This is a genomic window from Streptomyces sp. NPDC006372 (assembly GCF_040612515.1).
Classification (GTDB): domain Bacteria; phylum Actinomycetota; class Actinomycetes; order Streptomycetales; family Streptomycetaceae; genus Streptomyces.
The window spans coordinates 43324-69922 of record NZ_JBEXQJ010000015.1; the positions used below are offsets into that span (position 1 = coordinate 43324).

The following is a 26599-nucleotide window of genomic DNA, read 5'->3' on the forward strand; positions in this document are numbered from 1 at the left end:
AACCGATAGCCTTATGGATCGGATTGCCTGCGGCGGTAGACTGCCAGGCATGACCGAGACCATGGGACGCCGGGAGCGCAAGAAGGCCCAGACCCGCAAGGCGCTGTCGGACGCCGCGATGCGGCTGTTCACCGAGCGCGGTTACGACAACGTGGGCGTCAGGGATGTGGCCGAGGAGGCGGACGTGGCAGTGACCACGCTCTTCAAGCACTTCCCGAGCAAGGAGGCCCTGATCTTCGACGAGGACGAGGGCAGGGAAGCCGCCCTGGTCGCCGCCGTTCGTGATCGAGCGCCCGGCCAGTCGGTCCTCGATGCGCTCCGGGACCACCTGATGCAGACGCGCATGGCGTTTCGCGGCGACCCACCGGAGTTCACCGCCATGATGAAACTGGTGGACGAGACACCGGCCCTGCAGGAGTACCTGCACCGGATGTGGCGGCGGCACGAGACCGCTCTGGCAGCCGCCATCACCGAAGCCACGGGCGCCCCCGAAGGCGACGTCCGCGTCGCGGCCCTGGCCCGCTTCGTCATGGAAAGCCCCAGCCTGGTCCACGGACGCGAGGATCCCCGGCGCGCTCTGGACGAGATCTTCGACCTGCTCGAACATGGCTGGAAAACGGCGCACGGTGAGCCGCTCGACTCTGGCGGCTCGCATGTACCGTGGCCCTAACCTTGCTCGACGAGAAGTTCGTCAGGCGTGGGAGAGACGAGGGACGCCGCCCCAGGCTGGATCTGATCACCAACACACCGGCGCTGTACGCCTACGCCCTCACCATGTCATCGCCGACGAGAGCGGACGTGAGTTGCGAGATCCGGAAGTGCGCATCCTGGCCCGCTACGCCCTTGGACCACCCGACCTCGTCGGTACCGGCGAGGATGCCCGCGCCTCTCTGGATGCCGCCTTCACCCACCTGCGCCGAGGCTGGCCCGACCTGTAGGTCCTATGTCAGCTTGGCCTCAAGCGCCGCGTACGCGCTGCCCCGGCGGTGTACTACTCACTACAGCCTGTGCTTGGGCAGTGCCGCACAGGCAGCCCTTCACTACCTGCCCTGCGAGCCCGGCCTCCAGCCGGTCCGCAGCCACCACTACTTGCGTCCGCGCTCTCGTGGTTCATCTGCTCAGCCAGTCGCAGCTCGAGGTACTGCTCGCTCACCATCCCGACCCGACGTGTCCGAACACCACCAACAGCCCGCAGAAGCAGCACCCTTGACGAGGACCACCCCTTCAGGAATGACAATTGCTCCCAACACGGTCTTCGCCGCCTCAAGCCGGGCCTCTCATGCTCGCACTGTTGCCTACAAGACGGCCGACGAGCAGGAGAGGGAACCTCAACTCCGGACTTGACTCGGTCATTGAGACTCTTCGTGGTCGATGCGGGCCATGACCAGGGTGTCTTCGTCGAGGGCCTCGAAGCCGCGGGCGGCCAGCAGAGCGCGGGCCGGCTCCTGTCCGGGGCCTGTGATCGTGGCGGTCACGGCGCTGGTGTGCGTGGGGTGGGTGTCGAGGCGGACATACGCGTCGGCGGAGGGGGACGTCACGAAGGGGTGCTCGCTTCTGCCGGTGGCCGGGCCGTTGGAGGCCCGGCCACCGGCGGGGTCGGGGTCAGCGGGAGATACGGGTGGGTGGCGCCGTGGTCCGTGGCGGGCTGGCCCGGGGCGGTGCCGTGGTCCTGGTGCGGGTGGTCGTGGGTGCGGGTGAGGTGGCGTGGTGCCAGCGGGCGCGTGCGGCGGACAGGTCGGCGAGCGCGCGGCGGCTGCCGAGGATGAGCTGGTACGGCGTGGTCGCCGGATCGTCGGTGAACGCTTCGATGCGCAGGGCCACGTGATGCGCGGTCGCGAGGACGGAGCGCTGGAGGATCCGCTCGCCCCAGTACTCAGCGGAACCGGCTGGTGCTCCGAGGAGGTCGAGCAGCTCTGCCGGTTCGGCCCCGGATGCGAGGAGGCCGCGCTGCTGGGCCTCCCACAGGACGGTGACCGGGTCGACGGGGGCACGGCGCCGGGCCAGAGCGGTCAGGCACTGCCACAGACCGGCGTGCAGAGGGTGGGTGAAGTCGTCGGCGGTCAGCCACCGCATCTGCTCGACGTCAGCAGGGTGCGCCGTCGCGGTCGCGAGCAGCAGCCGCTCCTCATCGACGGATTCCTCATCGTTGTCGGAGTTGGTTGCCGACGGGGGTGCGGGGGTGCGGGGCAGGGAGCCGGAGTGTGACGGGAACCTGGCGGCGATGTCGTCCACGGCGCGGGCGAGGGCGTCGGCTTCGGCGAGGGTGGTGGGCACCGGGTGCAGGAGCGTGACGTCCGTCGCGGTCAGCGCGAGGCGCTCGGCGTGGGCGCGCAGGGTACGGCGGGCATGCTCGGTTTCGATCATCCGTGCGTACGCGGATGCGTGCTTGGGCCACGGGCAGACCTGGACCAGGGTGTGCAGGTAGGAGGCGGTCAGCCCGCGAGCGTGCTCGCGGGCGGCGGTGAGTACCGCGTTCAGCCAGGTGGTGTCCTTGGTGTGCTGGTTCGGGTCGGGGGCCGGCAGGGCGCGGATTGCGGCGAACAGGGCGCCGTGCGCGTAGTTGGAGAACGAGTCGGGCTCGATCCCGGCGATGTCGGTGAGGCGGTGGGGTTCGAGGAGGAGGGCGCCGAGCAGGGCCTGCTCGGCGTAGTACACGGGCTGGGGCGGATGCGTGTCGGGCAGGTCGTCGAGGTCGTCCTCGGGTTCGTCGGGGGCGGGGGTGCGGGGCATCAGGCTGCCAGGGTGAAGTCGTCGGGGTTGAGGGGCACGCGCAGGTGCGGGGCGAGGAGGTGGCCGGCGAGCAGCGGGGGTACGGCGTTGCCGATCTGGGAGAACTGCTGGCCCTTGTTGCCCTGCCACGGGTAGTGGGCGGGGAAGGTCTGGAGGATGCCGGCTTCGCGTGCGGTGATCCGGATCGGCTCCGGCGCGGCTGCCGTTTCGTTGTTCGGCTGGGTGCCGACGGGTTCGGCGATCCAGGTGCACTCGTTCGCGCGGTGACCGAAGAACAGCGTCCCGGCCGGCTCCTCGATTGATCTGAAGGTGGCGTTGGCCTGGTTGTTGCTGCGCAGGGACCAGGACCAGCGGTGTGCCTCGGCGGTGAATGTGGGAGCCGGGGCGGTGGTCGAACGGTTTTCTCCGGGGCGCGTGGCCCAGCCCGTCCCTTCGCGCCGGGAGGCGCGGACGATCTCCGCGCCGACGCGGGGTGCCCAGGTGCTGCGATCGCGGGCGTCGGAGAGGGTCTTGCGTGAGCCGGAGGGGAAGGGTTCGGGGCCGCCTCCTGGTCCGCCGCCGGCGCACACGGTGGGGACGGGGCGGTCGGTGGCGCCCCAGCCGAGGGCTTCGGCCATGGACACCCAGCGGGTGCGGCCCGGCCCGAACAGTGAATCGGGCTCGGTGACTCGGGCGTGGGTGGGCGTGGGTGGTTCGGCCGTACGGACGCGGGAGGCGAGCAGGATGGCGCGCTTTCGTGTCTGGGGTACGCCGTAGTCGGCGGCGTTGAGGATGCCGGTCCATACGGAGAAACCCCAGCGGCGGAGGATCGCCGCGTACTGGCGCCATAGCGGCAGAACGTCGGGGACCTCCTCCATGGCGACCCACTCCGGTTCGCCTGCCGTGTTCAGGGCGTTCAGGTAGCGCATGGGCTCGGCGGCCAGCAGGCTGCGCGCGTCCTGGCAGGAGGCGAGCAGCTTGGCGCGGGTGTCGTGGCCGGCGGCGAGATCCGCGACGGCCTGGTGCACCAGGGGCTGGTCGACCAGGCCGAGGCGCTTGCCGGCCATCGACCACGCCTGACACGGCGGGCTCGCGATGAGCCCGACCGTGCGTCCGAGGAAAGGCCGGACGGGATACATGGCCACGTCCGTGCGAATGGTCAACTGACCTGCTGCCGCGCGGGTCATGCAGGCCCACTCGTCCCATTCCAGCCCGACATCCCGGACGCCGAGGACGTTCAGCGCGTGGCTCCATCCACCCGGCCCCGCAAACAGGTCCAGGGTGATCAAGAGGCCAGTCCGAAGTCGTCCCGCACCGGCTCGACTTCACCGCGGCAGGCCCACGGGGAACAACCGTCGATGACGCCCTGCTCCAGTTCCTCCAAGTCTGTTTCGGCGTCGGTGAGTTCCTGCTGCATCGCCGCCCATTCGGCGGCGGTGACGTGGTCGATCGGGGCTTCGCTGAGAGGGACGCGGGAGCGGTGGAGAAACGCCTCACCGAGCAGCCTGTTGCCGGTGGCGTTGGCGCGGGCGTTCCCCTTACGGATGGCCGCATCGCACTCCACCACGTCCTGCCATTCCTCAGGGGAGTTATCGCGGATATGCCGCCATTGGGCGTTTCCGTAAAACGGGCACCCGAGGCAGCTCGACTTTGGCGTGTCGGCCAGTCCGAGCGAGGTCAGGTAGCGCAAGCAGTCGGATCGCGACCAGCCCATGTCGATGAGCGGATGCCGGTTGCGCATGTACTTAACATCGGCGTCCTTGGCCCGATGGAATTCATCGGTGGAAATGCCCACCCATTGCTCGACGAACACGCCCTTGGGAATGCGCGCCGGATAGGGGTAGCCGAGGAGTTCCCGGACCTTCTTCTTGATCGGCTTTATTTTGTATTCCCCGGTACACTGGCGCCGGGTCATACCGGGTCTGCCATCCTTGTTGAGGACGTAGAGCGGCATGGACGCGAAGCGGTGGTCCGGGTCCAGGGCGTCCTTGCGAATGTTGCCGGAGGAGACGCGCAGAACGGGTATACCTGCGGGTTCGGCTATCTCACGTTCCAGGCGGTCCAGGTGCGCATAGACGGCCCCGGGCTCCCAGCCCGTGTCGGCGAAAATCGCGTAGTCGACCTTCGGGAGAATTCCTTCGGCTGACAGGGCGAGCATAGCGCTGGACTGAATCCCGGCGCCTAGTGAAATTCCTCGGAAAGCGGGAAGTTCGGAAATGACAGGTCCTTGGAGAGGGGAGAGCGGGGGTGTGGCCCGGCGGCGAGGTGGGCGATGCGGGCGCTGATGAGTGCCGGGTGGCGGATGGGCAGGGCGTGCGTGGTGCGCGGGAGGATCTCCAGGCGGGCGCCGCACAGACGGTCGGCCAGCTGTGTGGTGTGGGCGGCGGGGATGTGCTGGTCGTCCGCGCCGGCCATTAACAGCAGCCGACCGCCGAGCTGCTCCAGCACGGGCAGGTGGCTCGCCTGGTAGCGGCGCAGGGACTGCCAGAGCGCTGCGAGATCGGCCGTGGGAGTGTGGCGTACGCCGTGGCGGCGCGGCGGCGGCCCGTTCTCCGGTCCGGTGCTGCGGCGGGAGGCGAGGGTGTAACGGTGCATGTCGGGCAGCAGGCGTCGTGCCCAGTCCACGGCCTGGGGCGCGTGGGTGCAGGTCAGGGCGAACAGGCTGCGCCCGGCGGCCAGCAGCAGGGCGCGCGGGCTGCGGCCGGGCAGCACGCTCGCGCCGTGGGCGGTGGCCGACAGCAGCACCATGCCCCGGATCCGCGGCAGGAGCTGGGGGTGCAGGGCGGCAAGTTCCTGGAGGACGAGGGCGCCCAGGGAATGGCCGGCGAGCACCAGAGGCCCGGTGGGGGCGAGGGCGCGCAGGATGTGGTGCAGGTCGTCGGCGAGCTGCTCGATGGTCAGCGGTGCTTGGCCGCGCGGGGTGCGGCCGTGCGCGCGCTGGTCGTAGCGCAGCACGTTGAAGCCCAGGCCGGTCAGGTGCCGGGTGTGAAGGCGCCACAGGTCCGCGGTGACCGACGCGCCATGCACCAGCACGATCGTTGGGCCGACGGGCCGCAGGCGGGCTGGGATGTCGCGGTAGACGGACAGGGGAGTGCCGTCGGCGGCGGAGACCGACAACACCTCCGTGGCAGGACACGGATTGAGCACAGAGGGACTCCGGAAGGGGGATCAGTAGGGGGCAGCCGTGCGCCGTCCACGTCGCGCTGGCGGCGACGGAGGTTCGGCCCGCCTGCGGCTGGGCACGGGCCGGGGCCGGCGGATGCCGAGCAGAGGGCTTGAGGTGCGCGGGCCGTCAGCGGCGACAGGCACGGGGTGCGCGCACGTCTGGGGCGCTGGGGCGTGTGGTGAAATGCGGCGGCGGGGGGGCCAGAGTTGGGTCGCCGAGGAGGGGTATGTGGCGCGGGAGAGGTGGTTAAGGACGGCCAGTCCCTTGTGGGTCAGTGCCAGGCGCTGACCGATGAGAGACGCGGGGTCGGCGGTGCGGTCGCGGTAGGCCAGGCCCTTGCGTTCCAGGGCGTTCCACGTGGTGATCGCGATGTGCGACGAGGTCTGGGTGTCCACGTACGGCGAGCCGTTGTTCCGCTGCCGGACACGGCTGGGCGTCCGGGCGAGAACCCGCAGGGCGGCGCGCTGCTGCCAGGTCAGGCGCCGTGCAATGGCCGACAGCTCAGGTATGGCGAACGGCGGTTCGACAGGACCGGAGGGTTGGGCGTCCCCGTTCCGCGTGGAATGAGACGGCGGGCCGGGTGGGGTGGCGCCGGTCATCGCGCTGCGTCCCGCAGCCTGCTTCGTCGCAGGCGGCGTCACGGCCGCTGCCCGGACGGGGGCGTGGTGAGCTTGTGCTGGGCGAGGGCGCGATGGCCTTCGACGGTGACGACGTAGAGTCGCTGGCCCTGGTGCAGGGACGTTGTGGTGTCCACCGCGACGAGTCCTCGTTTGATCAGGGCGTTGAGGGTGGCGACGTTAACGGTGGCCCGGTCCTTGTCGACGGCCTTGAGTGCGCCGTGTCGGCTGATCACGTAAAAGGTGCCGCCGCCTGCGGACAGCCGGGTCAGGACGGCGTATTGGCTATCCGTGATCTTCGGAGCCGCCGTAGCCTGATTCTGTTCGGCGTGCTGCTTCAGGTCGCGGGTGATGCCGCTGGCGAGGTAGTAGCAGCCGGTGTGGGCCAGGTCGAGCTGATGGGCGGCGTCCGCGAGGTGCTCTGCCATGGCAGGGCGCGCCTTCTCGTGCCGTGCCTTGCGCACGGCTGCTTCATCGGCCGGCGGACCTGGGAACGGGGCGCCTTCCAGCGGGTTTTCGAGGAGCACGGCGGCCAGGTCGGAGGAGGTGACGGTGGCGGAGTAGACGACGGAGGCGAGTGCCTCCAGAGCCGGGCGGCTGCCGGGTACAGCGGTGTACTGGCTGCCGTCGAGTGCGGCGAGGCACTCCATGGCCCGGTGGACCAGCTCGTTCGTGGCCACGATCTTCGACGAGAGCTGCTGACGGGCGTCGGTGCCGGGTGCCAGGGTGAGCGAGCGGACCTCGCTGTGCAATTCCTCGAAGTCACTGCCCAGTTGGCGCAGGCGGGTGATCTCCGCATGCAAGTCGATCGTGCGAATGGTGCAGCTCCGAGAAAGAGGACGATCGTCAGCGGCTACGCCGCTGGACCTGTGTGGTGGACGGCGGTGCAGGAGTGGCGCTGGGCCGGGAGGGCGCCGGGGGGATGTCGTGCAGGGTGGCGATGCCGAGGCCGACGCGCACGCTGATGCCGTGGACGTGGAGGTGCGCCTCGGCGCCGATAACGGCGCTGAGTCCGTCGGATTCACCGAGTTCAGGTGGCAGCGTGTATTGCCGCTTCGCTCCCGTGGGTGTGAAGCCGTGCTGGGCGAGGATGGTGGCGGCCTGTTCCGTGGCCGCGGTCGCGGTGACCACGCGGTCGGTGAAGCGGATGGTCACGTCGGGCTGGGCGGCTGAGTTTCCGCTGTACTGGCGCGTCGTCCAGGCCAGGTCGACGAGGTCGTGGGTGTGGGCCAGGAGCCCGTAGACGGCGACGCCGGCGCGCTCGTGCGCGTCCTCGGCAGTCTCGGGCGGCAGAAGGTAGAGGGTGCGGCCCTGGTGTTCGCGGGGGGTGAATCCCGCCCCGGTCAGTATGCGGGCGGCGTTGCGGATGGGACGGTTGAGGACGACGAAGGTCCATCCGTCGTCGGTCGAGCCGATGAAGACGTCGGCATGGTCGATGAGAGCCATGGTGCTCCGATGATCAGGGGACGGTGAGCGCGATCGAGGGTTGTGGGGCAGCTCCGTCAGGCAGCTGTGCCGTAGTCGCCTTGCTGGGGTGCGTGCTTGGCGATGGCGCGGGCGGTGATGGCCTTCGACGCGCGAGCGGAGGCGGCGGACAACTCGCCTGCGCCGGGCTCCAGGTACCAGGGGCGCAGGTCGAGCATGGCGGCGCGCATCCCGGTGGCGAAGCACAGGGCGGTGCCCTTGGGCAGGGCGCGGATCGCGTCGGCGGGCAGGATCCGCTCCTGCCGCATCGACACCGAGGTCGACTTGCCGGACTCGGAGGTGGAGGTGGAGGTGGTCTCCACGTCGTGGTCGCCGATGAGGCGGGAGAGCTTGTCGGCGAAGTCCGGGTCGTCGATGCCGCTGCCGATCACCTTGACGGTGGAGGCGGACCACATGGCGTCCATGCCCGCGTCTCCCCAGACCTTCTGGCCCTGGCGGTAGGACTGCAGGATGGTGATCGGGATGATCCCGCGCGAGCCGAGGTGGGAGTACAGGTCCGGCAAGTCGCTGATCTTGCACACGTTGGCAGCCTCGTCGAGGATCGCCAGCATGGGCGGATCCAGGCGCCCGCCAGCACGTTCGGCCTGCGCGGTCGCGGCCCGCATCACCGAGTCCGCGCACGCGGCGATCAGCGCCGAGGCTCCGCCGCCGCCGTCCTTGCTGAGTAGGAACAGCGTGTCGGTGGACGTGACGAACTGCTCCGGCCGGAATTCCGGGACGTCCTTCTGCGGCGTCACCCATGCGGCGATTTCCGCGTTCAGGAGCGCGGAGGCGTACTGCCGGGCTGTCTCGTAGATGCCGTCCCTCGTTTCCGGGGGGCCTTCGACGGTGCCCTTGAGCTGAGCGGCGACGGCGGCGAAGTCGTGGTCGCGCAGGATGTCCAGCGGAGTGCGGTCGGCGGGGAAGGCGAGCCACTGCATGATGTCGGTGATGGGCCGCTCGTCGAGCGCCGCGGCCAAGAGCAGTTGGGCCAAGATGTTGCTGCCGGCCTTCGACCAGAAGTCGCCCTGCTGGGAGGCGTCCACCGAGGCCGCGAGGAAGTGTCCGGCCAGCCGGTTCGCCCCGTCCAAGGTGGTCGCGCTGGCGAGAGGGTTCCACCACATCTCGCGGGCGGCATGGGCGATCTGTTGTGGATCCATGGTCCATACCGCCCCCACCCGGGCCCTTGCCTCGTAGGCGGTGGTGAAGGCGTCGCCGGCGGCCTTGTTCGACGTCAGCAGGACCGGGCCGGGTGCGCCGAGCATGGACGGGATGGCGAGCGAGGTGGTCTTGCCGGACCGGGGCGCCATGATCGCTACGGCGACGTCTTCGAACCCCATCCGTACCTCGTGGCGGCTGCCCTGCAGGTTGCCGAGAAGGATGCCGGTGTCCTTCGCGTCGATGTGCTTGCTGTCCTTCAGGCTGGGGCGCAGGGAACGGGCTTTGTCGGTGATCGCCTTGGCCATCAGCGGCTCAATGTCCCGGGCCTTGGCCATATCGGTGATCGTCTTCCGGACGCCGCTTCGGTTCTTGTGCCGGGCCCACAGGACGCCAGCCCCTGCCCCGAGAGCGAGGAGCAGGAGAACCGGGACGATGCGGGCACCGATCAGCAGGGACGTTTCTCCTGCGTCGGGCCAGACCTGCTCGGGGCGGAGCAGGGCGTTGGTCGGCTGGTAGGGGGCCCAGCTGGTGCCGGTGAGGTAGGCGGTGATGTTGCCGGACAGCCAGGCCAGGTGGGACAAGGGGACGACGACGGCGAGCACGCCGAGGAGGAGGCGCAGGACGAGGTCGTATCCGTCGGTGTTGCTGCTGGAGGAGGGAGGGGGCAAGGGCTATGTGCTTCCGGGTGGGGAGGGAGGGTTAGCGGCTGCGGCCGTGCCTGGGCGGCGCTGGCCGTGAGGGGATCGAGGCCGTCGGCGTGGTGGAGTGCGGGCAAGCGAGGGAGTGAACGCGGTCTTCCAGCGCGCCGGCGACGTACACGACGAGCACGTCGGTCGTCCGGCGGATGACGACGTTCGGATCGAGGGTCGGCAGACTGCGCCCGCTGTCGGTGCGGTGCACGGGCTTCGGATCGCCGAGCGCGGCGGTGAACGCGGCGACAAGGTGTGGCGGAGTGTGCGCACCGAAGCGGGCCTGCCAGACCTTCTGGTGCAGGCCGAGGGTGACCGTGACGAACAGGCTTCCCGATCAGCCGGCGTTCCCAGCCGCTCGACGTACGCCGTCTTGTCGGGGGAAGCAAGGCCGTTGTCGCCGTACGGTTACCAGCCGGCCTGCCGGAGCGCTCCGTACGGGTCGCAAGGTGCGTCAGCGGCTGGGGCCGGGTCGGTGAGGGCGTTGGTGAAGGCGGCGATCAGTTCGACGGCCGTGCGGGCGCCGAAGCTGGCGTACCAGGCGGGCCGGTCCGGCTCGGCGACGTGGCGCAGGGTCACCATTGGTCGTCGGGGTCGGGCTCCGGACGCAGGAGGGCCTTCTGGTCTGGGCTGGAGAGCAGGACGCGTGGCATCAGGGGGTCGTTGCCGTGGCTCCATCCGCAGGCACGGTGGATGGGAACGGTGATCCAGGCGGGGTCACCGCCGCCGGCGAGGTGACGCGGGGTGATGAAGTCGACCTCGACGGTCTCGGGAGTCGGGGCCCTAGTAGTGCTTCGTTACCTTGAGTGATCTCGGCTGGTGGTGGGCAGCTTCCCGGTGTGAGGTTGGGGGAAGTGGAGCGGCTCCGGGATGAGTTGGCGGAGTTCGTTGCCGATGTGTGCGGGTCGTTTCCGCGGCGGGATCAGCGGCGGTGGGGCGAGTGCTATCTGCGGGGCCTGATGCTGGATGGCCGGCGCAAGTCGATCCAGCCGATGGCCGAGCGGCTGCCGGACGGGAACATGCAGGTCCTGCAACAGTTCGTGAACCAGTCGCCGTGGGATCCGCTGCCGGTGCGGCAGCGGATCGCCGAGCGGCTGGCCGGAGTTGTCAGGCCCGAGGTGTGGGTGATCGACGATGTGTCGTTCCCCAAGTGTGGCGAGGCGTCGGTGGGGGTGGCCCGCCAGTACTGCGGAGCGGTCGGGAAACGGGCGAACTGCCAGGTCGCGGTCAGTGTCCATGCCGCCACCGACACCGCCTCGTGCCCGCTGGAGTGGCAGTTGTATCTGCCGCGTGAGTGGACGGACGAGCCGGACCGATGCCGCAGGGCGGGAGTCCCCGGCGAGGTCGTGGTGCACCGGGAGAAGTGGCGTCTCGCGCTCAGTCTCCTGGAGACACTCGCCGAGTGGCAGTTGAAGGCGCCGGTCTTGGTCGCCGACGCCGGCTACGGCGTCAGCACCCCATTCCGGCTCGGCCTCGAGGAGCGAGGGCTGTCCTATGTCCTGGCCCTGAACGGGAAGGAAGTCGCCCACCCGGCGGATGTCGAGTCGCGCCAGCCTGTTTATGGCGGGCTCGGACCGCCCACCCTTGCCCGCTACCGCACCCCACCGCGAGCCGTCTGCGTCCTCGCAAGGGAGGCGGGTGCGGAGCGGTTCACCGAGGTGATGTGGAGGCAGGGCAGCAAAGGGGAGATGACTTCGCGGTTCGCGGTGCTGACAGTGCGGCCCGCGGGCAAGCAGTCCCTGGCCGCAGCTCAGGAGGCGGGCGGCGGCCGCAACCGATGGGACGGCGTCCTGCCCGCCCGGACACTTCTCGTCGAATGGCCGGACGGCCAGGACACTCCGACGGACTACTGGATATCGAACCTGCCTGCCACCACACCGGTCGCTGACCTGGTGCGGTGGGCGAAGATGCGCTGGCGGATCGAGCACGATTACCGCGAGCTCAAGCATGGCCTCGGGCTGGACCACTTCGAGGGCCGCACCTGGCGCGGCTGGCACCACCACGTCACCCTCGTCACCGCCGCCCAGGCATTCCTCACCCTCAGGCGGCTCGACCCAAAAGCCCGCACACCGGCCTGACCCTCTACCAGGTCCTCGACACTCTTCAGGACCTGCTGAGGTGCTGGACCGGCACCTGCACCACCTGCGGACGCCCCCTGCCCAGCCCTCGGAGCAGCCACAGACAGCCAAGAACCTAACGAAGCACTACTAGTCACTTCCGTGCCGCGGTTCGTCGCACGGGTGAGGGGGCAGGCATGGGAACCAGGGATGAGGGGGCCTTGCGGGCTGCGGTGTTGATCTCCCGGAGCGCTTTGCCGTGGGTGGCCCAGTTGTCGAGGTAGCTCCAGGATTCGGCGTGATATTCGGCGAGGGCTTCGTCGAATTCGGCGGTGCCGGGCTTGGCGGTGGCGGGCAGGGCGTCGCGGGTGAGCAGCCATTGCTCGTGCAGTTCGTCGAGACGGTCGAGGGCCGTGTGCAGGACGCCCAGCTGGTATACCCAGCGGCTCTGCACCGTGTTCTCCGGCAACTGGGCCAGCTGTGTCTCGGCGGTCGCCAGCAGGTGCCGGGCGCCGTAGCGGAGCAGCTCGAACGCCTCGGCGGTGTCGGCATCGCGCTGGCTCTTGCGCATGCCGTAGGCGTGGTCGTCGTATGGCCAGCCGTCGAGGCCGGTGTGCTCGTCGGAGTAGGCGTCCCAGGCGTCGAGGATCTTCTGGCTGTCCCGCACGTAGTGGTCGAGGTGGCGCAGGAAGTCGCGGTGGGCGTTGTGGTCTCGGGAGATGAGGAGGGGTCCTGTCAGGTCAGCGGCGAGCGGCCGGCTGCGCGGTACTGGCGTGCGCCGGGATCGTCGCGGGTTTCGTCTGCTGGCGGCGGGCTGAGCGTGCCTGGGCGCGCAGATACTTGATGCGCGTGGCGTGGGCCTCGACCACCTGCTGCGGGCGCAGTGGGCTCGGCTCCTGTACGGCGCTGTAGTGGCCGGTGCGTTCGAACATGCCGCGCTGGAGCGGGCTGCGGTCGGTCAGCGCGGTGAGGAACGCGCTGACCAGGTGAGCGGGGGTGTGCTCGTCGAGGTAGGCGTGCCAGATGCGCGGGCCGGAAAACTCCCCGTGGCCGGGCTCGCGGGTCTCGATGTGCCAGGACGACCGGTCGTGGAATTCGCTCAACGGCCGCAGTTCGATGTGGCACATGGAGTCCGGCGAGCGCGCGCCGTCTGGCTCGTGGTGCCATCCTGCCGAGGTCACCTGCTGCCACGGGTCCGGCTGCTTTGGCGGCGGGACGGTGAGGGCGTCGGTGAAGGCGGCTAGGACCTCGGCGGGCACGATTTCGCCGAACTCGGCGTACCAGCCGGGCTCGGTGCCGACGGGCTCCGCCCGTAGCCGCCACCACGCCGAGGTGCGGGACTGCGGGTCGAACTGGAGCCGGTGGCGAAGGTCAGGGCTTGCCAGGATGATCTCGGCGCTCAGGGGGTCGGAGACGGCGTTCCATCCGGCGGCGGCCAGACCGTGGGTGACATGGCGGGCGTCTCCGGGGCCGGCGAGGTGGCGGGGGCTGGTGTCGTACGGGATCTGCACGGCGTGCTTGTCGGCGAAGGCGGCGAGCTGCCGTTCGCTCAGCGGCACCAGCAGCACCCCTGCTCGCCCGTCGGTGAACTGCCGTACAGGTCACGGAGATCGTCCAGCACGTAGTGGAGGGTGTGCTGGTCTGCCAGTTCCCACGCGGCCGTGCGCAGTTCGGTGATCAGCAGGTCGCCCTGCGCCGTGCGCCGCGCGTCAGGGTTCTCCTGAACGGCGCGGGCGAGGGCGCGCAGCGTGTCGGCGAACTGGACGGGCAGGCCCGTGTACTCGTCGAGGAGGGGCTCGACGAGGGCGAGGGCTTCTGCGGGGTCGGGGTTCTCGCGCAGGTAGTCGGTGAGGTCCGCGAGCGTTTCGGTCAGGGTGCGGATGGTGTCCGGGGTGAGTGCGGGCATCGGGCTCCTCGGGGCGGGGCTATTGCGGTCAGCGGCGGGTGCGTGCGCCGCCGGTCGGGGTGTAGGGACGGGCGCTGGTGCGCGGCCTGGTGCTACGGGCGCTGTTGCGGGCCCAGGTGGCGGCGCGGGCGGCCGTGATGCGGGCCTGCTGCCACGCACTGAGCTGGGAGGGCTTCACGGACACCGACCAGGTACGGATCTGCGCGCTGTGCGGCACGCGTCCGCGCGGGCGCATCACAGGGTCCGGGCTGGCGAGCTCGGTGGAGAAGGCTTGCACCAGGTGCATCGGGGTGTTCGGCGTGAAGTTGGCCGTCCAGCCGTTGCCCTGCTTGTCCTGCGCTCCGGTCCACCACATCACCGCCCCGTCGGGGCTTTGCCGGTACTGCATCCACGCGGTGCCGTCGGGGCTCGTCGCCATGTAGTCCTGGCCCTCGAAGCGCGTGTGCCAGTTCTGCTCCTGCAGAGGGGCCCAGACGTTAGGGGCGTGGGCGGAGCGGTGGCGGGTGAGGGCGTCGGTCAGGCCGGCGACGATCTCCACCGGCGTTTGCCGGCCCAGGTGGGCAGACCACTCGCCGTTCGCTCCGTCTGCGTGGCCGTGGATGGTCCATCCGCCGGGGAGGACGTAGGGGTCGTAGGCGATGCGGACGGTGCGGTCCGGGCTCTCCATGCGCAGGGGGCCGCCCGTCTTGGACTTGTCCCTCCAGCCGGAGGCGCGCAGGAACTCCGAGACGTGCCGGACGTCGCCGCCGCCGGCCAGGGCGCGGGGCTGGACGAGGTAGTGCTGCTCGGCCTGCTCGTCGGGTCCCCAGCCCTGCCACTGCTTCTTCTTCACCGGCGGCGCCGGACGACGAGCGGTGCGGGTGCCGGGGGCTTCGCCGCCGTAGTGGCGGGCGGGGCGCCGACGCGCTGAAGAGCGTCTTTGTGTTCGTCCAGGTCAAGGGTGATGTCGCCGAGTTCGTTCGAGGCACGGCCCAGGGCGAGCCATACCTCCGCGGGGAGCGCGCCTCGCTCTGCCTGGTCCTTGGCGAACACGCTGCCGGTGGCGACGAGGTGGGTGACGCCGCCAAGGACTCCGGTATCCGGGTCGAGCACGCGGGCGATGACCTGAGCGGCCTGGGGCGGGGGAAGCTGAGATAGGTGGTCGGCGAGCTGGCCGAGCTGGCGGGTGATCTCGTCGGCCAGTCTCACCGGGTAGGGGGCGGGGTGGGACATGCTCCTCCGGGTCGGTGGACGGTCAGTGGTGGCGGTGCCCGACGCGCTGTGTCTCTGCGAGGGCGGCCTCAGGGCGGGCGCCGGCCAGCGGGGAGGTGCGGTCGGGGCCGGTCGGAATACAGGCGCGCAGATAGCGGCGGAAGAAGGCCGTGGCGAGTCGGGGCTTGAGCCGGTTGCTGATCGGTGGGGGGGTGCGGGTTGCTACGGGTTTCTCCGGGTCTCGGGTGGTGAGGCGGGCGGTCCCGGCGCGGTGCCGGGACCGCCCAGGCGCCTTACGGGGTGCGGCGGGCCGGGGTTGCAGGCGAGGGGGAGCCGATCGGTGCCTGTTGCCGGACGGCAGGGCGGCCCGCTCGGGTACGCAGGTCCTGCACGGCCTGTCGGTAGGCGGATTCGTCGAAGACGTCGGGCGTGCAGTTGACCTCGTACCCGGCCAGGAGCAGGACGGGGATGGCGCGGGTTGCCAGCCGCTTCTGCTCGCTGGCGTCGAGGTGTTCGGGCACGATGTGCCAGATGTAGAGCGGCGCGCCCGTGGGGTATGCGTGGCGTTCCAGGCCGAGGTGTTCCAGCAGGTCGTGGAGCTGGGCGGGGGCACCCGTTGGGGTGTCGGCGTGGATGGTGGTCGTCAGGGCCTTGATGTAGATCTCGACGTCCGTGCCGTATTCGTCGGCCAGGTTGGCCATGTGGTTCTCCGGGGTCAGCGGCGGCGGGATTCCGCGGGCTGGGCCTGGCTCGGCGGTGGTGAGGTAGTGGCCGGCCGCTGCGCAGGGCGCGCGGCGTGGTTGCGGGCGTGGAGGATGGCGCGCGCGGCCTCGCTCATGGAGGTGGCGGTGCTTCCGAGCCGTGCGATGGGATCGGGTTCCCCGGCGGGCACGGCCCCTTGGAAGTCGCTGGCGGCGATCCAGGCGCGGACGACGACCTCTCTGGCGAGGGGCAGCAGCCCGTGGACGGGGGCAGCGATCTCGGTCAGGACCTCGGCCACCTCGCTGCTGGTTGTGGCGGCTGCGGCTCGCTCAGCGAGGCCGGCCAGGCAGCGCAGGGCGGCCTCACGTTCACCGTCCGGTGCGACCAGCATGTTCAGTGTGGGGTCGATGTGGACGCTGTGACCGGCGGCGAGCAGGGCGTGCGAGGCTGCGGTCGCCTTCCGGCGCTGCTGCTCGACGGGCAGGCCGTGTGGAAGCCGGTGATAGTCCCCGCGCGGTCCGGGAGCGGGGAGGAAGCCGCCGGTTCGCTGGAGGATGTCCGCGGCCTTTTCGGTACCGCCGATGGCCACGACCAGGTCGGTTCGGGGGTCCTTGGTGATGGTGACGTACTCCAGCACCCAGAAGTCGGGCTCCGTCTGCTTCACCGAGACCGGGTGGCTGGCGTACGAGGACCGGCAGGGACGGGCGGCACGGAAGCGGCGGCGGTGGGCGCGGTCCGGCCTGCGGGATGCTGCAGAGCGGTGTCGATGCCGAGCGCGTCGAGGCGCGGGCCGATCTCGCGCAGGGCGCGGGCCTGGGCCCGGGTGTCGTCACCACTCAGGCGGTAGATGCCACTCTGCGGGTCCTGGACGAAGCCGTGGGCCATGAGGACAGCGGTGGCGCGGTCGTCGGCGGGGGCGGTGGCGATGCTGCCGTCCGGCTGCCAGGTCAGGACGACCCGGTCCGGCTGGGCGGGCTGGATGCCGCCGCCCAGGGCGTTGTGGCGGACCTGGGTGAGGGCGCTGTCGTATCGGGCGAGCAGGTCGCCGGTGACCTGCTCGGCGCTCAGGAACGGGTCATCGGCCAGGGCGATGCCGTTGGGCTCGGGAACGCCGCGGAACGCCTCGTCGGGCAGAGCGTGCGGGGCGACGGCGGCGATGAGGAAGCCGTCGCGCTCGTCGTGCCGGTCCAGAAGGACGAGCTGCGCACCGTCCTGTCGGCTCAGGACGGCGGCCTGCTGCAGGGGGTGCTCGGCGAGAGAGGCGGCGACCAGGTCCAGGTCCCAGATGCGGTCGGCGAGTTCGGCGAGGTCGTCCTTGGCGTCGGCCGGCAGGTGGGAGCTGGTCCAACTGTCGGGGAGTTCGCCGGCGAGAACGTCGGCGTACGAGGCGAGACGCTCGGAGGTGTCGTGGTCGTGCATGGTGTCCTTGGGCGAGGTGGGAGTCAGCGGCGCAGTCCGGCGGCCATCGGGGGCGGCGGGACAGGCAGGGGGCGCGGCGGTGGCGTGCAGGCGCACACGGCAGAGCGCTCTTGCTCGGTTGACGGGACTTCCCCGGTGCGGATGCTGCGGCCGGGGTGCGGGGCATGCCGGTCGGAGAGCTGGTTGCGGGTCTCGGAGAGGTCGGTACGGATGACGCGAAGGTGCTCGTCGGCGAGGTAGCGCAGCCGCCGCGCGATGTAGGGGTCGGCCACCTGGCCGAGCCCGTCGTGGAAGTCGGCGGTGGCGGTGAGGACTTCCTCCAGCGCGGCGAGGACGCCGTCGTGGGCGGCGGTCAGCTCAGTCAGCGCATCGGCCGCCTCGTCTGTAGTGGCGGCCTCGCGAAGGCGCTCGGCGACGTGGGCAACGGAGGATCCCAGCGGCAGGTAGCTGGCCGGACGCGAGTCGTTGTCGAAGCCCGCGTCGCAGTCGACGTGGTATCCGGCTGCCCGCAGGCGGGCCACGGCGTCGGCGGCCAGACGGGACTCGTCGTCCTCCGCCAGGCCGGTCGGGGCGCGGTGGTACGTCTCATGGACGCGGACGACGGCGACGAAGCCCGCGCGCTGGAGGATGCTGTGTGCCTCGGAGTCGCCGCCGCGGGCAAGGAGTTCGTCGGAGTGCGGGTCGCGGCGGATGTCCAGGAAGCGTTCGGTGCGGGGCAAGGAGACGTTTCTCCTACGTTGATCGGTGGGCGTTGTGCCGGACGGCGTCCGGGGCCGGGACGGCACGGGGCTGGACCAGGCGGGTTGCGGTGGTGTCCAGGTCCTGCTGGATGGAATGGAGGCGGCGGGCGATCAGCTCCAGGCGGTGTGCCGTATCGGTGCCGGCTGCTCCCGGCTGGCGGGCGATCCGGTGCGAGGCGTGCTCGACGAGTCCGCGTACCGCTGCCAGAGGGCCGGCCTGTTCGTCAGCGAGCTGCGTGAGGATGGTCGCGAGCTGGGCCGACGCCGTGAGCGCCGCGCGGACGACAGGCCGTGAAGGGGGGTCGGATCGGACAGGGATCAGGTGGAGGTCCTGTTCGATGCGACGCGCCTCCTGTGCCAGGCGCCGCAGTTTGTCTGCGGGAGGAGCGTGCCACGCGCCGTCGAGATGGATCAGGTTGGCGATCAGGTCGAGGCGCCCTGGCTGGGCTTGGACGGCGATCCACCGGCAGCCATGTTCCTTGCCGGGGATCTCGATGCCGACGGCTAGTGCGAGCCGTTGAGCGACCTCGGCCCACTCCGGTCCGGTCAGTTCCCGGTCGTCGGGGTGAAGGCGGATGTCGAGGTGGAGGATCGCCCGCCGGTCGTCGTCGGGGCTGGGGGCGAACGGGTGCTCCAGTAGGGGTCTTCGAGGTGCTCGGCCCACTGGACGGACGTCCAGGTCTTCTGCTCGTCGTCCAGGGTGAAGTAATCCAGGCCGGGCCAGTGGGCGGCGATCGTGTGTTCCTTCAGGCCCTCGTTCGGTGAGACCGGCCGCCCCAGCGCCTCTTCGAGCGGGTGGTGGGGCCGGTGGGTCCGCTCGTGCAGGCGGGGGATCAACGGCCGCTCCGGATGTCGGCGATGTGCACGAGTTGGCCCAGGGCGGTGGTGGTGTACCAGCCGCAGTCGATCAGATCGTCGCGGTCGGCGAACCGTGCGAGGAGGGTGTCCTCCATGGCCCGCAGGTAGATCAGGCAGTCAGGGCAGCGGCGTGAGAGGTGCACGAGGTAGCGGGGGTGGGCGGTGACGTAGGACTGGGCGCCACCGGTCGGATCCCGCAGCCGCCACCCGTCCTCGTCGGTCGGGGTGTGCCAGGAAGGGGCCACGACGCGCATCGCGTCGCCCCACAGCTCTCCGCCGGCCACTCCCTTCAGGACGACGACGGTGTCACCGGCCTGGAAGTGGGCGTGGGTGATGTCCCGGTCGGGGGTGAGCCGGTCGGGCGTGGGTGCGAACGCTGAGGTGGGCGGGGGTTGGGACATGAGTTCCTTCCGCGCGATTGCTGGCGGGGTGGGAGCATCAATAGTCCGGAGGAACGCCGGTTTGGCTAACCGGCGTTCCCCGGCTATGTTGCCCCGCCGTCAGCGGAACGGGTTCTCCGTCCCGCGGTCCGCCTCACTGGCCGCGTCGAGGAGTTCGAGAAGGTCAGTGCCTTCGGCGTCGCGCTGGTCGATCCACCATCCGGCACGGGTGATGGAGCGGGCCTTCTCTTCCAGCTCCGCCCAGTCCGCCTCGTCCCACGCGCCCTCGATGACAAGCGCGGTGTGCGCGGCCGTCATCAGCTGGTGGCGGGAGCGCTCGCCCCAGTCCAGGGCCTTCTCCGGACCCTCCAGCTGCGGCATGTCGAACTGCTTGGCCCACGCGACGGCTGCCTCCTGCTCCTCGGCACGCTTGGTCGCGAGCCACTCCTCCTTGGACTCGGAGTCGGCGTCGCGCGCCGCCCTCCAGCAGTCGGTGCAGTCCTTCGACGCGAGCCAACGGGCAAAGCCCGCCCGCTTGTCGGCAGGGCGATTGGAAAGGTCATGATCCACGCTGTGGGAGCAGGCGTGCTCCACGGTCCAGTGCGTACGCACGGCCATAATCGATCTCCTCAAAAGGGGTTGGAAGGTGGGGGTGCGCCCTGATCAGGACGTCTTGTGCCGGCCTCGGAGTGGGCGGCGGTGTCAGCCGCGCGGCCGGTGCCCGGCGAGGTGGAGCTGTCGGCGCGCGGCGAGAAGGACGGCGAGGGCGAAGGCCGCGCCGGCGGCGGGGAGCGCCGCGCTGGCGAGCGTCTGCTCGGCGAGGCGTCCGGCCAGGGCGGTACCGGCGGACTGTCCGACGCCGATCGAGAGGATCAGCCACGCGTACGCCTCGCTGGTCCGGCCCGCAGGGGCGAGGGCATCGGTGGTCACGTAGGCGCAGGCGACCACGATGGTCAGGAACGCACCAGGCACGGCGACCGCGGCGGTGGCCGCGAACGGCGCGGGCTGGGTTGCGAGCGGGAGCCATCCGGCGAGGAACGCGGCGCTGGCGATGATCAACCGGTCGGCGGTGGTCCGACTCCAGGTGCGGCGCCCGTAGACGAGGCCGCCCAGGAAGCTGCCGGTGGAGAACGCGGCGGGGATGATGCCCGAGAGCATGTCCTGTTCGTGGTGCTCGGCTATGGCGATCGACCACACATTCATGGCCCCGATCGCGAACCCGATGCCGGTCAGCGAGACGAACAGGAGCAGCAGGCCGGGGCTGGTCAGCCGCCCAACGTCACCGTGCAGGGTGCCGACTGACGGCGTCGATCGCCAGCGCCGCGATGGCGGAGCGAGGACGACCACGGTGGTGCCGGCCAGGCCGAGGACGGCGGTGACGGTGAGCGCGACGCTCGGGTTGTACGCGGAGGCGAGGGCGGCGACGAGCAGGGGGCCGACGATGTACAGGAGGCCCTGCGTGCCGGTGTCGAGGGCGAGCGCGGCGTGCCGAAGGCGGGCGTCGGGCAGCACGTTGGGCCACAGGGCCCGCAGCCCGGCCTCCAGGGACGGGGTCGTCAGGCCGGCGGCGACGACGAGGGCCGTGGCGAGGCCCGGTCCGCCGTAGGGTCCCGTCAGCGGGAGGGTCACCAGGAGAGCCGAGTTGAGCACGGAGGCTGGAAGATGCACCGCCGTCTGGCCGTGGCGGTCCATGAGGCGTCCCTTGACGGGCTGCACCACCGAGGAGGACAGCCCGTACAGGGCGCTGAGCAGTCCGCCGAACGCGATGCTGCTGCCGCTCGTGGTGGCCCACAGGAGGATGGCGACGGGCACCATGCCGTTGGGGAGTCGGCCGGTGAGGGTGCCGCCGAGGAGGCGGGCGACGTACGGGCTGCCCAGCACCGCGCCGTAGGTGATGCGCGGTGCCGAGGCCGGGGGTGCGGTCGGGGGCAACGGGTGCCTTCTCGGGGTCTAGCGGTGGCGGGCGGTCGTGCTGGCGCGGGGTGGCGGCGTGGGCGGGGTGGTGTCCACGGCCGGGCGCGGGCGGGCGCGTAGTACGGGGGTGCGGTGCGGGGGCAGGACGGCGACGGTCGTGCCGAGGTCTTCGGCCACCTCTTCGACTTCACGGGTGAGGAACTCGATCTGCCGGCCCAACGCTGAGAGGCGGGCGGCGATCTGGCTGCTCGTCTCCAGGAGTTCCTGCAGGCGGACCATCGGACCGGCGGCGTAGCCGCGCTGGACGGCTCCGAGGAGAGCGTTCGATGCGTCACCGGCGGTGTGGCCTTCGACGACGTCGCGGATGAGTTCCTGCAGGGACACCTCCGGTGCCGGTGCCGGGCGGTTGAACCGGGAGACGTCGGCGCGCAGGATGCCGGGCGGGACCGGAGCGGGCAGGGCCTTGCCCGCCTCGAACTCGTGGGCGTAGTGCCCGATCACCTGCCAGCCCGGTACCCCCGGATCGCCGCGCAGCGCGACCACCGTCGAGTCGTTGTCCTCGACCAGGTAAGCGAGGGTGATCGACTGCCCGTCGGCGGCATACCACGACTCGGTCAGCTCCAGCTCGCCCCCCCCCGCTGCGCGGCCTGGGCCCTCTCGGCCCACATCTGCTGCTCCTCGTCGGTCAGCGGAGCCTTGTGGTGCTGGCCGTCGCGCTGGTCGGCGAGGTTGCTGGCGATAGAGCTGTGGTCCGCCCAGGTGGTGAGGTGCGGCCACAAGGCCGCGTGCTGAGTGCGTTCGGCCTGGGAGTCAGGGGCGGCCGGCCGGTCGAGGGCCCGGCGGATCTCGGCGGCGGAGGCAGCCAGGCCGTCCAGGACGGCTCGCCACCCGGCCAGGTGCCGGGCGGGTAGCAGTTCGTCGAGCACGAGGCGGGCGGCATCGAGGAGAGCCTCGGCGTGCGGGGCGAGGTGGGTGGCGTACGCCTCCACCGCCGCCTTGTCACGGTGGACTCGTGCGGCTGCGGCGGCGCCCGCGTGGACGGTACGGCCCTAGCGGTCGCGCGTCAGGTCGAGCGCGGCCTCGGTCTCGCTGTCGATGACCGCCATCCGCAAGCGGAAGTCGCGTGCCCCGTTGGCCAGTTCGGGAGCTGTCGGCAAGGGGCCGTCAGGGGCCGGGCTGCTCGCGAGTGTCATCGGGACCGCCCGCCGGTCGCGGCCGTCAAATGGACGGTAGGAGCGTACGTGGGCTTCGGCGGGATCGGCCGGGCCGCTGGCGGGGAGGTGGTGGGCGGTACGGAGCGCTGCGTCGTCCGGCCGGCGGCGGCCTGGGCGAGCCGGCTGCGGCGCTCCTGGAGTCCGTTGGGCCGGGCGGGGCGCGGCGGGCTGGCCGAGAGGGACGGCTCGAGGCGGATGTCGGCCTGCACGGTGTAGCCGTGGCGGCGCAGGTCGTGGACGGCTTGGCGGGTGCGGCGGACTCCGTCGCGCTCGGGCTCGCTGAGCCGGTACAGGCCGGGTTCTCCGGGAACGGGCTCGAACTGCTCGCGCTCCAGGTGCCAGTGGGCGAGGTGCGCGGGCAGGGCGGCGGTGAAGGAGGCCACGAAGCCGTGTTCCTCGTGGTCGCCGAAGGCGAAGTGGGTGCCGGGTCGCAAGGAGGCGGGGCTCTCCTCGGGGCGCGGGGCGGAAGGGGCAGGGGCCGCGGTGCGCGGGCCGGGCCGTGGTAAGGGGGCGGGCTGGCGCGGTGACGGGCAGGGCCGGGCGACGATGGGGCGCGCTGATGCGGGCCTGACGAAAGAACGTTTCGCCGTCGGCGAGCCACGTCTCGATTGCCGGCCACGCGCGTGCTCGGCGCTCCTGCTCCGGCACGGAGGGGCGGTGTGCGCCCACTGATACTGCTCGCCCGAGGCGATCGCGACGATCCCGGACTCCCGGCTGTGCGACAGGACGATCTGCGCCTCAGCCACGGACCAGGTTTTCGCCACCGCGCAGGAAGGCGCGCAGGCTGCGGCCGTACGCCCCAGGCGTGCTCCCGGGCAGCCGCCTCCAGCCGGTCGTATCCGACCTGGGCCGTCATCTGCCCGTCCCACTTGCGGTACCTGTACACGGGTACTGGCAGCAGGATCCCGGGTTATGGACAGGGTTTGGGGTTGTCCATTGTCCTCGGCGGAAACGGGTCGGTTCCGCCGACCGCACCCCGACGCGATCTTTAGCCTCGGTCACGGTGTGTGCAACTGGTACTCGGACTGGCGGCTGTACGGCCCCAGGGTTCAAGGCGTCGATGGCGTCCGCCCGATCCGGGACGCTGTCGGTCAGCGGGTACGTGGCTTGCTCGCGGAGCGTGGCATCCCTGCCTCCGCATGACCATGGCGACGGGCGTGCAGATCGCATCCATAGAGCCGGGAGCATGTCGGACAGGTGCTGGCGATTTACCAGTCACCACTCCTGCTTGACCAGCTTCATGGTCTGGTGGGAGATGGTGCGGCTGACGCCCCGGATCCGGAGGAGCTTGTTGGTCTGGAACTGCTCGTACTCGCCGACGTCGGCGACCAGGACCCGCAGGATGTAGTCCGGTGCGCCGAAGACCCGGCGGACCTCGACCACTTCGTCAAGCGCGGAGACGGCGGACTCGAACGCGTCGACGGTGTCCTGGTTGTTCATCGTGATCTCGACCGAGACGGTGACTTCGAACGGGCGTCCCGCAGCTGTGGGGTTCACCCTCGCGTGGTAGCCGGTGATGACGCCTTCCTGTTCGAGGCGCTTGACGCGACGCAAACAGGGAGCGGGGGTCAGGCGGACGCGGTGCGCCAGCTCCGTATTGCTCAGCCGGGCGTCCTGGCGGAGTTCCTCGATAATTGCGCGATCGATGGCGTCGAGCTGCTGAATATTGCGCATGGTGGCATTGTAGAGCGCGAAATAGCAATCCTTGACCACGTGGACTTCCCTACCATTGCTCTATGCCTCTCAAGTCACCGGCTCCTGTGCCGACTGCGCCGGAGAAGTCCCCCGGCTCGCAGCAACCGGGCCAGATACGTCTGGCTGTCACGCATTCACTGCCCGCGGTCCTCGGTGTGATCCCGATGGGGCTGGCCTTCGGCGTGCTGGTCACGCAGTCCGGTTTGCAATGGTGGTGGGCGACTGTGTTCGCCGCGGTGGTGTTCGCCGGATCCTTGGAGTTTCTGCTCATCGGGCTGGTCACGGTTATGGCCCCGCTGAGCCAGGTCGCCGTGACTGCCTTCCTGGTGAACTTCCGGCACGTCTTCTATGCGCTGTCGTTCCCCCTGCACCGCATCCACGGACCTGTCGCGAAGACCTACAGCACTTTCGCGCTCACCGACGAGGCGTGGGCGTTGACCACCGCGCCGGAGGCCCAGTCCTGGTCGCGTCGCCGAATTCTGGCCATCCAGGCCACGTTCCAGCTGAATTGGGTCGGCAGCGTCACCCTCGGCGCCCTCGGCGGAACTCTCGTCCCCGACAGCATCGTGGGGCTCCAGTTCGCAGTCACCGCGTTCTTCCTGGTCCTGGCCATCGATGCGTTCCGCGTGACTCGCAGCGTTCCCCCACCACTGGTCGCCGTTGCATCCGCGCTCGCCGGATACGCCCTGTTCGGCACTCAGATGCTGGTCCCCGCACTGACCGTTTTCACCGGGTACCTGCTGGTCCGGTATGCGCTTGGGCGCAGGAAGGAGGGCAGGAATGTCTGAACCCAGCACCCTCTACCTGGTGGGAGTCGTCCTGGTCAGCGCCGCCGTCACCTGGACGTTGCGTGCCGCCCCGTTCGCGCTGCTGGCACCGCTGCGCCGCAGCGCCCTACTGCCCTATCTCAACGCGAGCATGCCCGTCGGAGTTATGACCATCCTCGTCATCTACTCGCTGCTGTCGTCCGCGTCGACATCCCCGGGGGCACATCCGTGGGCGGCGTTGGCCATCGCCACGGCCGTCACCGCGGCCGTGCACCTGTGGCGCCGCAACTTCGTGCTGAGCATCCTGGCCGGGACCGGCCTGCACGTCGCCCTCGCCTCTACCGTGTTCGCCGTCTGACGGAACTCGGCACGAAGGCAACGGCCGCCATTGACGGCGCGTTCACCGCCCGGGCGACCGGCCCGGCTTCCGGCCGATGTCGCGGCGACGCTCTTACCGCGAACCCCCGGTCAGAGCGGGCTTGGTTGAACCACTATATATTCGCGCAGCGCAATCGCTTGACTGTCCAGTGCGCGTGCTGCTCATCGCTTTCCGTGTGTGTCACCTGGAGGTGCTGGATGCGGCACACAGCCCGGCCCAAGCGGCGGCCCCGAGGGCTTGGCTGAACGAGGTGGGCGGCGGGAACGGTTTGCCGGCCAGCCACAGGCGGCAGACCTCCTGGGCGGGGGCGAAGGCGATGGCGTGGGCCACCTCGACGGACATGGCGGGCAGTGTGCCGTCCTTCGTCTGGCGGTCCAGCCAGGCAGCGCTGTGCTCCCGGAAGTGCTGGTTGAGGGCTGCCACCCGCTCGCGTTCGCGGCCCTGGGTGACCTGTTCGCCGTGCTCGTGCAGCAGGCGCGCGCTGTCGCGGTTCTCCTCGGTCCACCGCAGGTGCGCGTCGACGATGCCGTGCACACCGCCTGGGGCGTCGTCGGGGTGGTCGTCCAGGACCGTGAGGACAGCCTGTTGGTAGCTTTCGATGATCTCCACCAGCAGGGCGGCGAGCACCCCCTCCTTCGAGCCGAAGTGGTGGTAGATGCTGCCGTTGCTCACCCCGCTGGCCGCGCTGAGCGCGGCCACGCTCAGCGCGTCGAATCCCCCCTGCGCCGCGAGGGCCGCGGCGCAGGTGAGGACTCGTGTGCGTGTGTCGCCTGTGGTCATGGCCGCATGATCATACGGGAGAGGGGGCCTGGGGCCGGTCGCCCTTGTCATAGCGGCGCAGTCCTTCGGCGGTGCCGGCGTCCCACGCGGTGGGTGCGGTGAGGTCCAGCTCCAGTTTGAGGCCCTCGGCGAGCGGAAGTCCGTCGCCACGGATCGCCGCCTGACGGTCGGCGCGCAGGCTCGCCTGCGGGTAGGTCGTCATGTGCTGGGCCAGTTCGAGCGCCCTGTCCAACGCGCCGCCCTCCGGAACGACTTCCTGCACCAGGCCCAGCTGCTGCGCGCGCTGGGCGTCGATGCGCACTCCGGTCTCCATCAGGTACAGGGCATTGCCCTTGCCCATGATGCGGGTGAACTGCTGGGTGCCGCCGTCGGTGAATGGAACGCCCCAGCGCCGGTTCAGGGCGCCGAAGGTCGCGTTGTCTGCGGCGATGCGGAAGTCGCACCAGGCGGCCAGTTCCATGCCTCCGGCCAGGCAGTTGCCGTTGACGGCGGCGATGGTCGGCTTGCCCGCGTCCAGCCGGGCGAAGCCGAGCGGGCCGGCGAGGTAGGTCCAGAAGTGGTCCGCCACCTCGTGCATGCCGCGCAGGTCCATGCCTGAGCAGAACGAGGCCTCTCCCGCGCCGGTGATGACCAGTACGTCCGAGGAGTCGTCACGCGAGAACTTGGTGATTGTCTCGGCCAGGCTGATCGCCATGTCCCGGCTGAGGCAGTTGTGGCGCGCCGGGTCGTCGAGGGTGACGACGCGTACGCGTCCCTGGTCTTCCACTCGTGCAGGCATGCATTTCCCTTTT

The 26599-nt window shown here is 70.4% G+C and carries 33 protein-coding genes and 1 pseudogene; 6 read left to right on the forward strand and 28 right to left on the reverse strand.

Features of this window, described 5'->3' with window-relative positions; translation table 11 throughout:
• The first annotated feature begins 49 nt into the window (after positions 1-49).
• Positions 50-670 carry a TetR family transcriptional regulator gene (locus ABZ016_RS22220; protein WP_356918375.1) on the forward strand — a complete coding sequence of 207 codons (621 nt, stop codon included), beginning with the start codon at positions 50-52 and terminating at the stop codon, positions 668-670.
• Between the two features lie 679 nt (positions 671-1349).
• On the opposite strand, the gene ABZ016_RS22225 is transcribed toward ABZ016_RS22220, so the two are convergent.
• From ABZ016_RS22225 to ABZ016_RS22270, 10 genes are all read right to left on the reverse strand, one after another.
• Positions 1350-1538: a hypothetical protein gene (locus ABZ016_RS22225; protein ID WP_356918376.1), complete on the reverse strand. Its 189-nt coding sequence runs from the start codon at positions 1536-1538 to the stop codon at positions 1350-1352.
• Between the two features lie 64 nt (positions 1539-1602).
• Positions 1603-2730, reverse strand: a complete 1128-nt coding sequence (locus ABZ016_RS22230; RefSeq protein ID WP_356918377.1) for a DnaB-like helicase N-terminal domain-containing protein — start codon at positions 2728-2730, stop codon at positions 1603-1605.
• Positions 2730-3995, reverse strand: coding sequence for a DNA cytosine methyltransferase (locus ABZ016_RS22235; protein ID WP_356918499.1), 1266 nt, complete (start codon positions 3993-3995; stop codon positions 2730-2732). The genes ABZ016_RS22230 and ABZ016_RS22235 overlap by 1 nt, the downstream gene beginning before the upstream one ends.
• Positions 3995-4867 carry a hypothetical protein gene (locus tag ABZ016_RS22240; protein WP_356918378.1) on the reverse strand — a complete coding sequence of 291 codons (873 nt, stop codon included), beginning with the start codon at positions 4865-4867 and terminating at the stop codon, positions 3995-3997. The genes ABZ016_RS22235 and ABZ016_RS22240 overlap by 1 nt, the downstream gene beginning before the upstream one ends.
• Before the next feature lie 23 nt (positions 4868-4890).
• Positions 4891-5829: an alpha/beta hydrolase gene (locus ABZ016_RS22245; RefSeq protein WP_356918379.1), complete on the reverse strand. Its 939-nt coding sequence runs from the start codon at positions 5827-5829 to the stop codon at positions 4891-4893.
• Between the two features lie 683 nt (positions 5830-6512).
• Positions 6513-7295, reverse strand: a complete 783-nt coding sequence (locus ABZ016_RS22250) for a hypothetical protein (RefSeq protein ID WP_356918380.1) — start codon at positions 7293-7295, stop codon at positions 6513-6515.
• A 43-nt stretch (positions 7296-7338) separates the two neighbouring features.
• Positions 7339-7938: a hypothetical protein gene (locus ABZ016_RS22255; protein ID WP_356918381.1), complete on the reverse strand. Its 600-nt coding sequence runs from the start codon at positions 7936-7938 to the stop codon at positions 7339-7341.
• A gap of 56 nt (positions 7939-7994) precedes the next feature.
• Entirely contained in the window at positions 7995-9785 is a 1791-nt protein-coding gene (locus ABZ016_RS22260; RefSeq protein WP_356918382.1) for a TraM recognition domain-containing protein, read from the reverse strand.
• A 31-nt stretch (positions 9786-9816) separates the two neighbouring features.
• Positions 9817-10134: a DUF317 domain-containing protein gene (locus ABZ016_RS22265; RefSeq protein WP_356918500.1), complete on the reverse strand. Its 318-nt coding sequence runs from the start codon at positions 10132-10134 to the stop codon at positions 9817-9819.
• An 80-nt stretch (positions 10135-10214) separates the two neighbouring features.
• Positions 10215-10388, reverse strand: coding sequence for a DUF317 domain-containing protein (locus ABZ016_RS22270; RefSeq protein WP_356918383.1), 174 nt, complete (start codon positions 10386-10388; stop codon positions 10215-10217).
• A 257-nt stretch (positions 10389-10645) separates the two neighbouring features.
• On the opposite strand from ABZ016_RS22270, the gene ABZ016_RS22275 reads away from it, so the two are divergent.
• Positions 10646-11884 carry an IS701 family transposase gene (locus ABZ016_RS22275; RefSeq protein WP_356918384.1) on the forward strand — a complete coding sequence of 413 codons (1239 nt, stop codon included), beginning with the start codon at positions 10646-10648 and terminating at the stop codon, positions 11882-11884.
• Between the two features lie 133 nt (positions 11885-12017).
• On the opposite strand, the gene ABZ016_RS22280 is transcribed toward ABZ016_RS22275, so the two are convergent.
• From ABZ016_RS22280 to ABZ016_RS22320, 9 genes are all read right to left on the reverse strand, one after another.
• Positions 12018-12530 (reverse strand): hypothetical protein, encoded by a 513-nt coding sequence (locus ABZ016_RS22280; protein ID WP_356918385.1) that lies wholly within the window; start codon positions 12528-12530, stop codon positions 12018-12020.
• A 73-nt stretch (positions 12531-12603) separates the two neighbouring features.
• Positions 12604-13422, reverse strand: coding sequence for a DUF317 domain-containing protein (locus tag ABZ016_RS22285; protein ID WP_356918386.1), 819 nt, complete (start codon positions 13420-13422; stop codon positions 12604-12606).
• The gene (locus ABZ016_RS22290) at positions 13413-13769 is read right to left on the reverse strand and encodes a hypothetical protein (RefSeq protein WP_356918387.1); all 357 of its coding nucleotides are present in this window, start codon (positions 13767-13769) and stop codon (positions 13413-13415) included. The genes ABZ016_RS22285 and ABZ016_RS22290 overlap by 10 nt, the downstream gene beginning before the upstream one ends.
• A 28-nt stretch (positions 13770-13797) precedes the next feature.
• A complete protein-coding gene (locus ABZ016_RS22295; protein WP_356918388.1) occupies positions 13798-14601 on the reverse strand; it encodes a DUF317 domain-containing protein in 804 nt (267 codons plus the stop codon).
• Positions 14598-14981, reverse strand: coding sequence for a hypothetical protein (locus tag ABZ016_RS22300; RefSeq protein ID WP_356918389.1), 384 nt, complete (start codon positions 14979-14981; stop codon positions 14598-14600). The genes ABZ016_RS22295 and ABZ016_RS22300 overlap by 4 nt, the downstream gene beginning before the upstream one ends.
• Positions 14982-15253: 272 nt before the next feature.
• Positions 15254-15661 carry a hypothetical protein gene (locus ABZ016_RS22305; protein WP_356918390.1) on the reverse strand — a complete coding sequence of 136 codons (408 nt, stop codon included), beginning with the start codon at positions 15659-15661 and terminating at the stop codon, positions 15254-15256.
• A gap of 14 nt (positions 15662-15675) precedes the next feature.
• A complete protein-coding gene (locus tag ABZ016_RS22310; protein WP_356918391.1) occupies positions 15676-16326 on the reverse strand; it encodes a hypothetical protein in 651 nt (216 codons plus the stop codon).
• Positions 16323-17081, reverse strand: coding sequence for a hypothetical protein (locus ABZ016_RS22315; RefSeq protein WP_356918392.1), 759 nt, complete (start codon positions 17079-17081; stop codon positions 16323-16325). Before ABZ016_RS22315 ends, ABZ016_RS22310 begins: the two co-directional genes overlap by 4 nt.
• 23 nt (positions 17082-17104) lie before the next feature.
• On the reverse strand, positions 17105-17800 hold the full coding sequence (locus ABZ016_RS22320; protein WP_356918393.1) for a hypothetical protein: 696 nt from the start codon (positions 17798-17800) through the stop codon (positions 17105-17107).
• A gap of 25 nt (positions 17801-17825) precedes the next feature.
• Between ABZ016_RS22320 and ABZ016_RS22325 the strand changes: the two genes are divergently transcribed.
• Together ABZ016_RS22325 and ABZ016_RS22330 are read left to right on the forward strand one after the other, a co-directional pair.
• Complete coding sequence (locus ABZ016_RS22325) at positions 17826-18116, forward strand: hypothetical protein (protein ID WP_356918394.1); 291 nt, start codon at positions 17826-17828, stop codon at positions 18114-18116.
• A gap of 27 nt (positions 18117-18143) precedes the next feature.
• The gene (locus ABZ016_RS22330; RefSeq protein ID WP_356918395.1) at positions 18144-18329 is read left to right on the forward strand and encodes a hypothetical protein; all 186 of its coding nucleotides are present in this window, start codon (positions 18144-18146) and stop codon (positions 18327-18329) included.
• 38 nt (positions 18330-18367) lie between these two features.
• On the opposite strand, the gene ABZ016_RS22335 is transcribed toward ABZ016_RS22330, so the two are convergent.
• The 7 genes and pseudogenes from ABZ016_RS22335 to ABZ016_RS22365 all read right to left on the reverse strand — a co-directional run bounded on the left by ABZ016_RS22335 (position 18368) and on the right by ABZ016_RS22365 (position 23861).
• Positions 18368-18658, reverse strand: coding sequence for a hypothetical protein (locus tag ABZ016_RS22335; RefSeq protein WP_356918396.1), 291 nt, complete (start codon positions 18656-18658; stop codon positions 18368-18370).
• A complete protein-coding gene (locus ABZ016_RS22340) occupies positions 18655-19080 on the reverse strand; it encodes a hypothetical protein (RefSeq protein ID WP_356918397.1) in 426 nt (141 codons plus the stop codon). The genes ABZ016_RS22335 and ABZ016_RS22340 overlap by 4 nt, the downstream gene beginning before the upstream one ends.
• Before the next feature lie 99 nt (positions 19081-19179).
• The gene (locus ABZ016_RS22345) at positions 19180-19677 is read right to left on the reverse strand and encodes a hypothetical protein (protein ID WP_356918398.1); all 498 of its coding nucleotides are present in this window, start codon (positions 19675-19677) and stop codon (positions 19180-19182) included.
• An 84-nt stretch (positions 19678-19761) separates the two neighbouring features.
• Positions 19762-20991, reverse strand: a complete 1230-nt coding sequence (locus ABZ016_RS22350; protein ID WP_356918399.1) for an MFS transporter — start codon at positions 20989-20991, stop codon at positions 19762-19764.
• 18 nt (positions 20992-21009) lie between these two features.
• A pseudogene (locus tag ABZ016_RS22355) lies at positions 21010-22166 on the reverse strand (hypothetical protein).
• Positions 22163-22621 carry a hypothetical protein gene (locus ABZ016_RS22360; protein WP_356918400.1) on the reverse strand — a complete coding sequence of 153 codons (459 nt, stop codon included), beginning with the start codon at positions 22619-22621 and terminating at the stop codon, positions 22163-22165. The pseudogene ABZ016_RS22355 and the gene ABZ016_RS22360 overlap by 4 nt, the downstream one beginning before the upstream one ends.
• A gap of 781 nt (positions 22622-23402) precedes the next feature.
• Entirely contained in the window at positions 23403-23861 is a 459-nt protein-coding gene (locus ABZ016_RS22365) for an Lrp/AsnC family transcriptional regulator (RefSeq protein WP_356918401.1), read from the reverse strand.
• A 62-nt stretch (positions 23862-23923) separates the two neighbouring features.
• On the opposite strand from ABZ016_RS22365, the gene ABZ016_RS22370 reads away from it, so the two are divergent.
• Together ABZ016_RS22370 and ABZ016_RS22375 are read left to right on the forward strand one after the other, a co-directional pair.
• Entirely contained in the window at positions 23924-24670 is a 747-nt protein-coding gene (locus tag ABZ016_RS22370; RefSeq protein WP_356918402.1) for an AzlC family ABC transporter permease, read from the forward strand.
• Complete coding sequence (locus tag ABZ016_RS22375) at positions 24663-25007, forward strand: AzlD domain-containing protein (protein WP_356918403.1); 345 nt, start codon at positions 24663-24665, stop codon at positions 25005-25007. The genes ABZ016_RS22370 and ABZ016_RS22375 overlap by 8 nt, the downstream gene beginning before the upstream one ends.
• Positions 25008-25208: 201 nt before the next feature.
• Here the strand turns inward: ABZ016_RS22375 and ABZ016_RS22380 are convergent, their stop codons facing one another.
• Both ABZ016_RS22380 and ABZ016_RS22385 read right to left on the reverse strand, forming a co-directional pair.
• The gene (locus ABZ016_RS22380) at positions 25209-25808 is read right to left on the reverse strand and encodes a TetR/AcrR family transcriptional regulator (RefSeq protein WP_356918404.1); all 600 of its coding nucleotides are present in this window, start codon (positions 25806-25808) and stop codon (positions 25209-25211) included.
• A gap of 10 nt (positions 25809-25818) precedes the next feature.
• On the reverse strand, positions 25819-26586 hold the full coding sequence (locus ABZ016_RS22385; RefSeq protein ID WP_356918405.1) for an enoyl-CoA hydratase-related protein: 768 nt from the start codon (positions 26584-26586) through the stop codon (positions 25819-25821).
• Positions 26587-26599 lie beyond the last annotated feature (13 nt).

What these genes read in the sequence shown, in the direction of transcription:
- ABZ016_RS22375 (WP_356918403.1), top strand. Translation starts at nt 24,663, where the DNA reads ATGTCTGAACCCAGCACCCTCTACCTGGTGGGAGTCGTCCTGGTCAGC.
- ABZ016_RS22340 (WP_356918397.1), bottom strand. Translation starts at nt 19,080, where the DNA reads ATGTCCCAACCCCCGCCCACCTCAGCGTTCGCACCCACGCCCGACCGG.
- ABZ016_RS22240 (WP_356918378.1), bottom strand. Translation starts at nt 4,867, where the DNA reads ATGCTCGCCCTGTCAGCCGAAGGAATTCTCCCGAAGGTCGACTACGCG.
- ABZ016_RS22345 (WP_356918398.1), bottom strand. Translation starts at nt 19,677, where the DNA reads ATGGCCGTGCGTACGCACTGGACCGTGGAGCACGCCTGCTCCCACAGC.
- ABZ016_RS22255 (WP_356918381.1), bottom strand. Translation starts at nt 7,938, where the DNA reads ATGGCTCTCATCGACCATGCCGACGTCTTCATCGGCTCGACCGACGAC.
- ABZ016_RS22290 (WP_356918387.1), bottom strand. Translation starts at nt 13,769, where the DNA reads ATGCCCGCACTCACCCCGGACACCATCCGCACCCTGACCGAAACGCTC.
- ABZ016_RS22305 (WP_356918390.1), bottom strand. Translation starts at nt 15,661, where the DNA reads ATGGCCAACCTGGCCGACGAATACGGCACGGACGTCGAGATCTACATC.
- ABZ016_RS22315 (WP_356918392.1), bottom strand. Translation starts at nt 17,081, where the DNA reads ATGCACGACCACGACACCTCCGAGCGTCTCGCCTCGTACGCCGACGTT.
- ABZ016_RS22385 (WP_356918405.1), bottom strand. Translation starts at nt 26,586, where the DNA reads ATGCCTGCACGAGTGGAAGACCAGGGACGCGTACGCGTCGTCACCCTC.
- ABZ016_RS22370 (WP_356918402.1), top strand. Translation starts at nt 23,924, where the DNA reads ATGCCTCTCAAGTCACCGGCTCCTGTGCCGACTGCGCCGGAGAAGTCC.
- ABZ016_RS22270 (WP_356918383.1), bottom strand. Translation starts at nt 10,388, where the DNA reads ATGGTGACCCTGCGCCACGTCGCCGAGCCGGACCGGCCCGCCTGGTAC.
- ABZ016_RS22220 (WP_356918375.1), top strand. Translation starts at nt 50, where the DNA reads ATGACCGAGACCATGGGACGCCGGGAGCGCAAGAAGGCCCAGACCCGC.
- ABZ016_RS22380 (WP_356918404.1), bottom strand. Translation starts at nt 25,808, where the DNA reads ATGACCACAGGCGACACACGCACACGAGTCCTCACCTGCGCCGCGGCC.
- ABZ016_RS22230 (WP_356918377.1), bottom strand. Translation starts at nt 2,730, where the DNA reads ATGCCCCGCACCCCCGCCCCCGACGAACCCGAGGACGACCTCGACGAC.
- ABZ016_RS22300 (WP_356918389.1), bottom strand. Translation starts at nt 14,981, where the DNA reads ATGTCCCACCCCGCCCCCTACCCGGTGAGACTGGCCGACGAGATCACC.
- ABZ016_RS22365 (WP_356918401.1), bottom strand. Translation starts at nt 23,861, where the DNA reads ATGCGCAATATTCAGCAGCTCGACGCCATCGATCGCGCAATTATCGAG.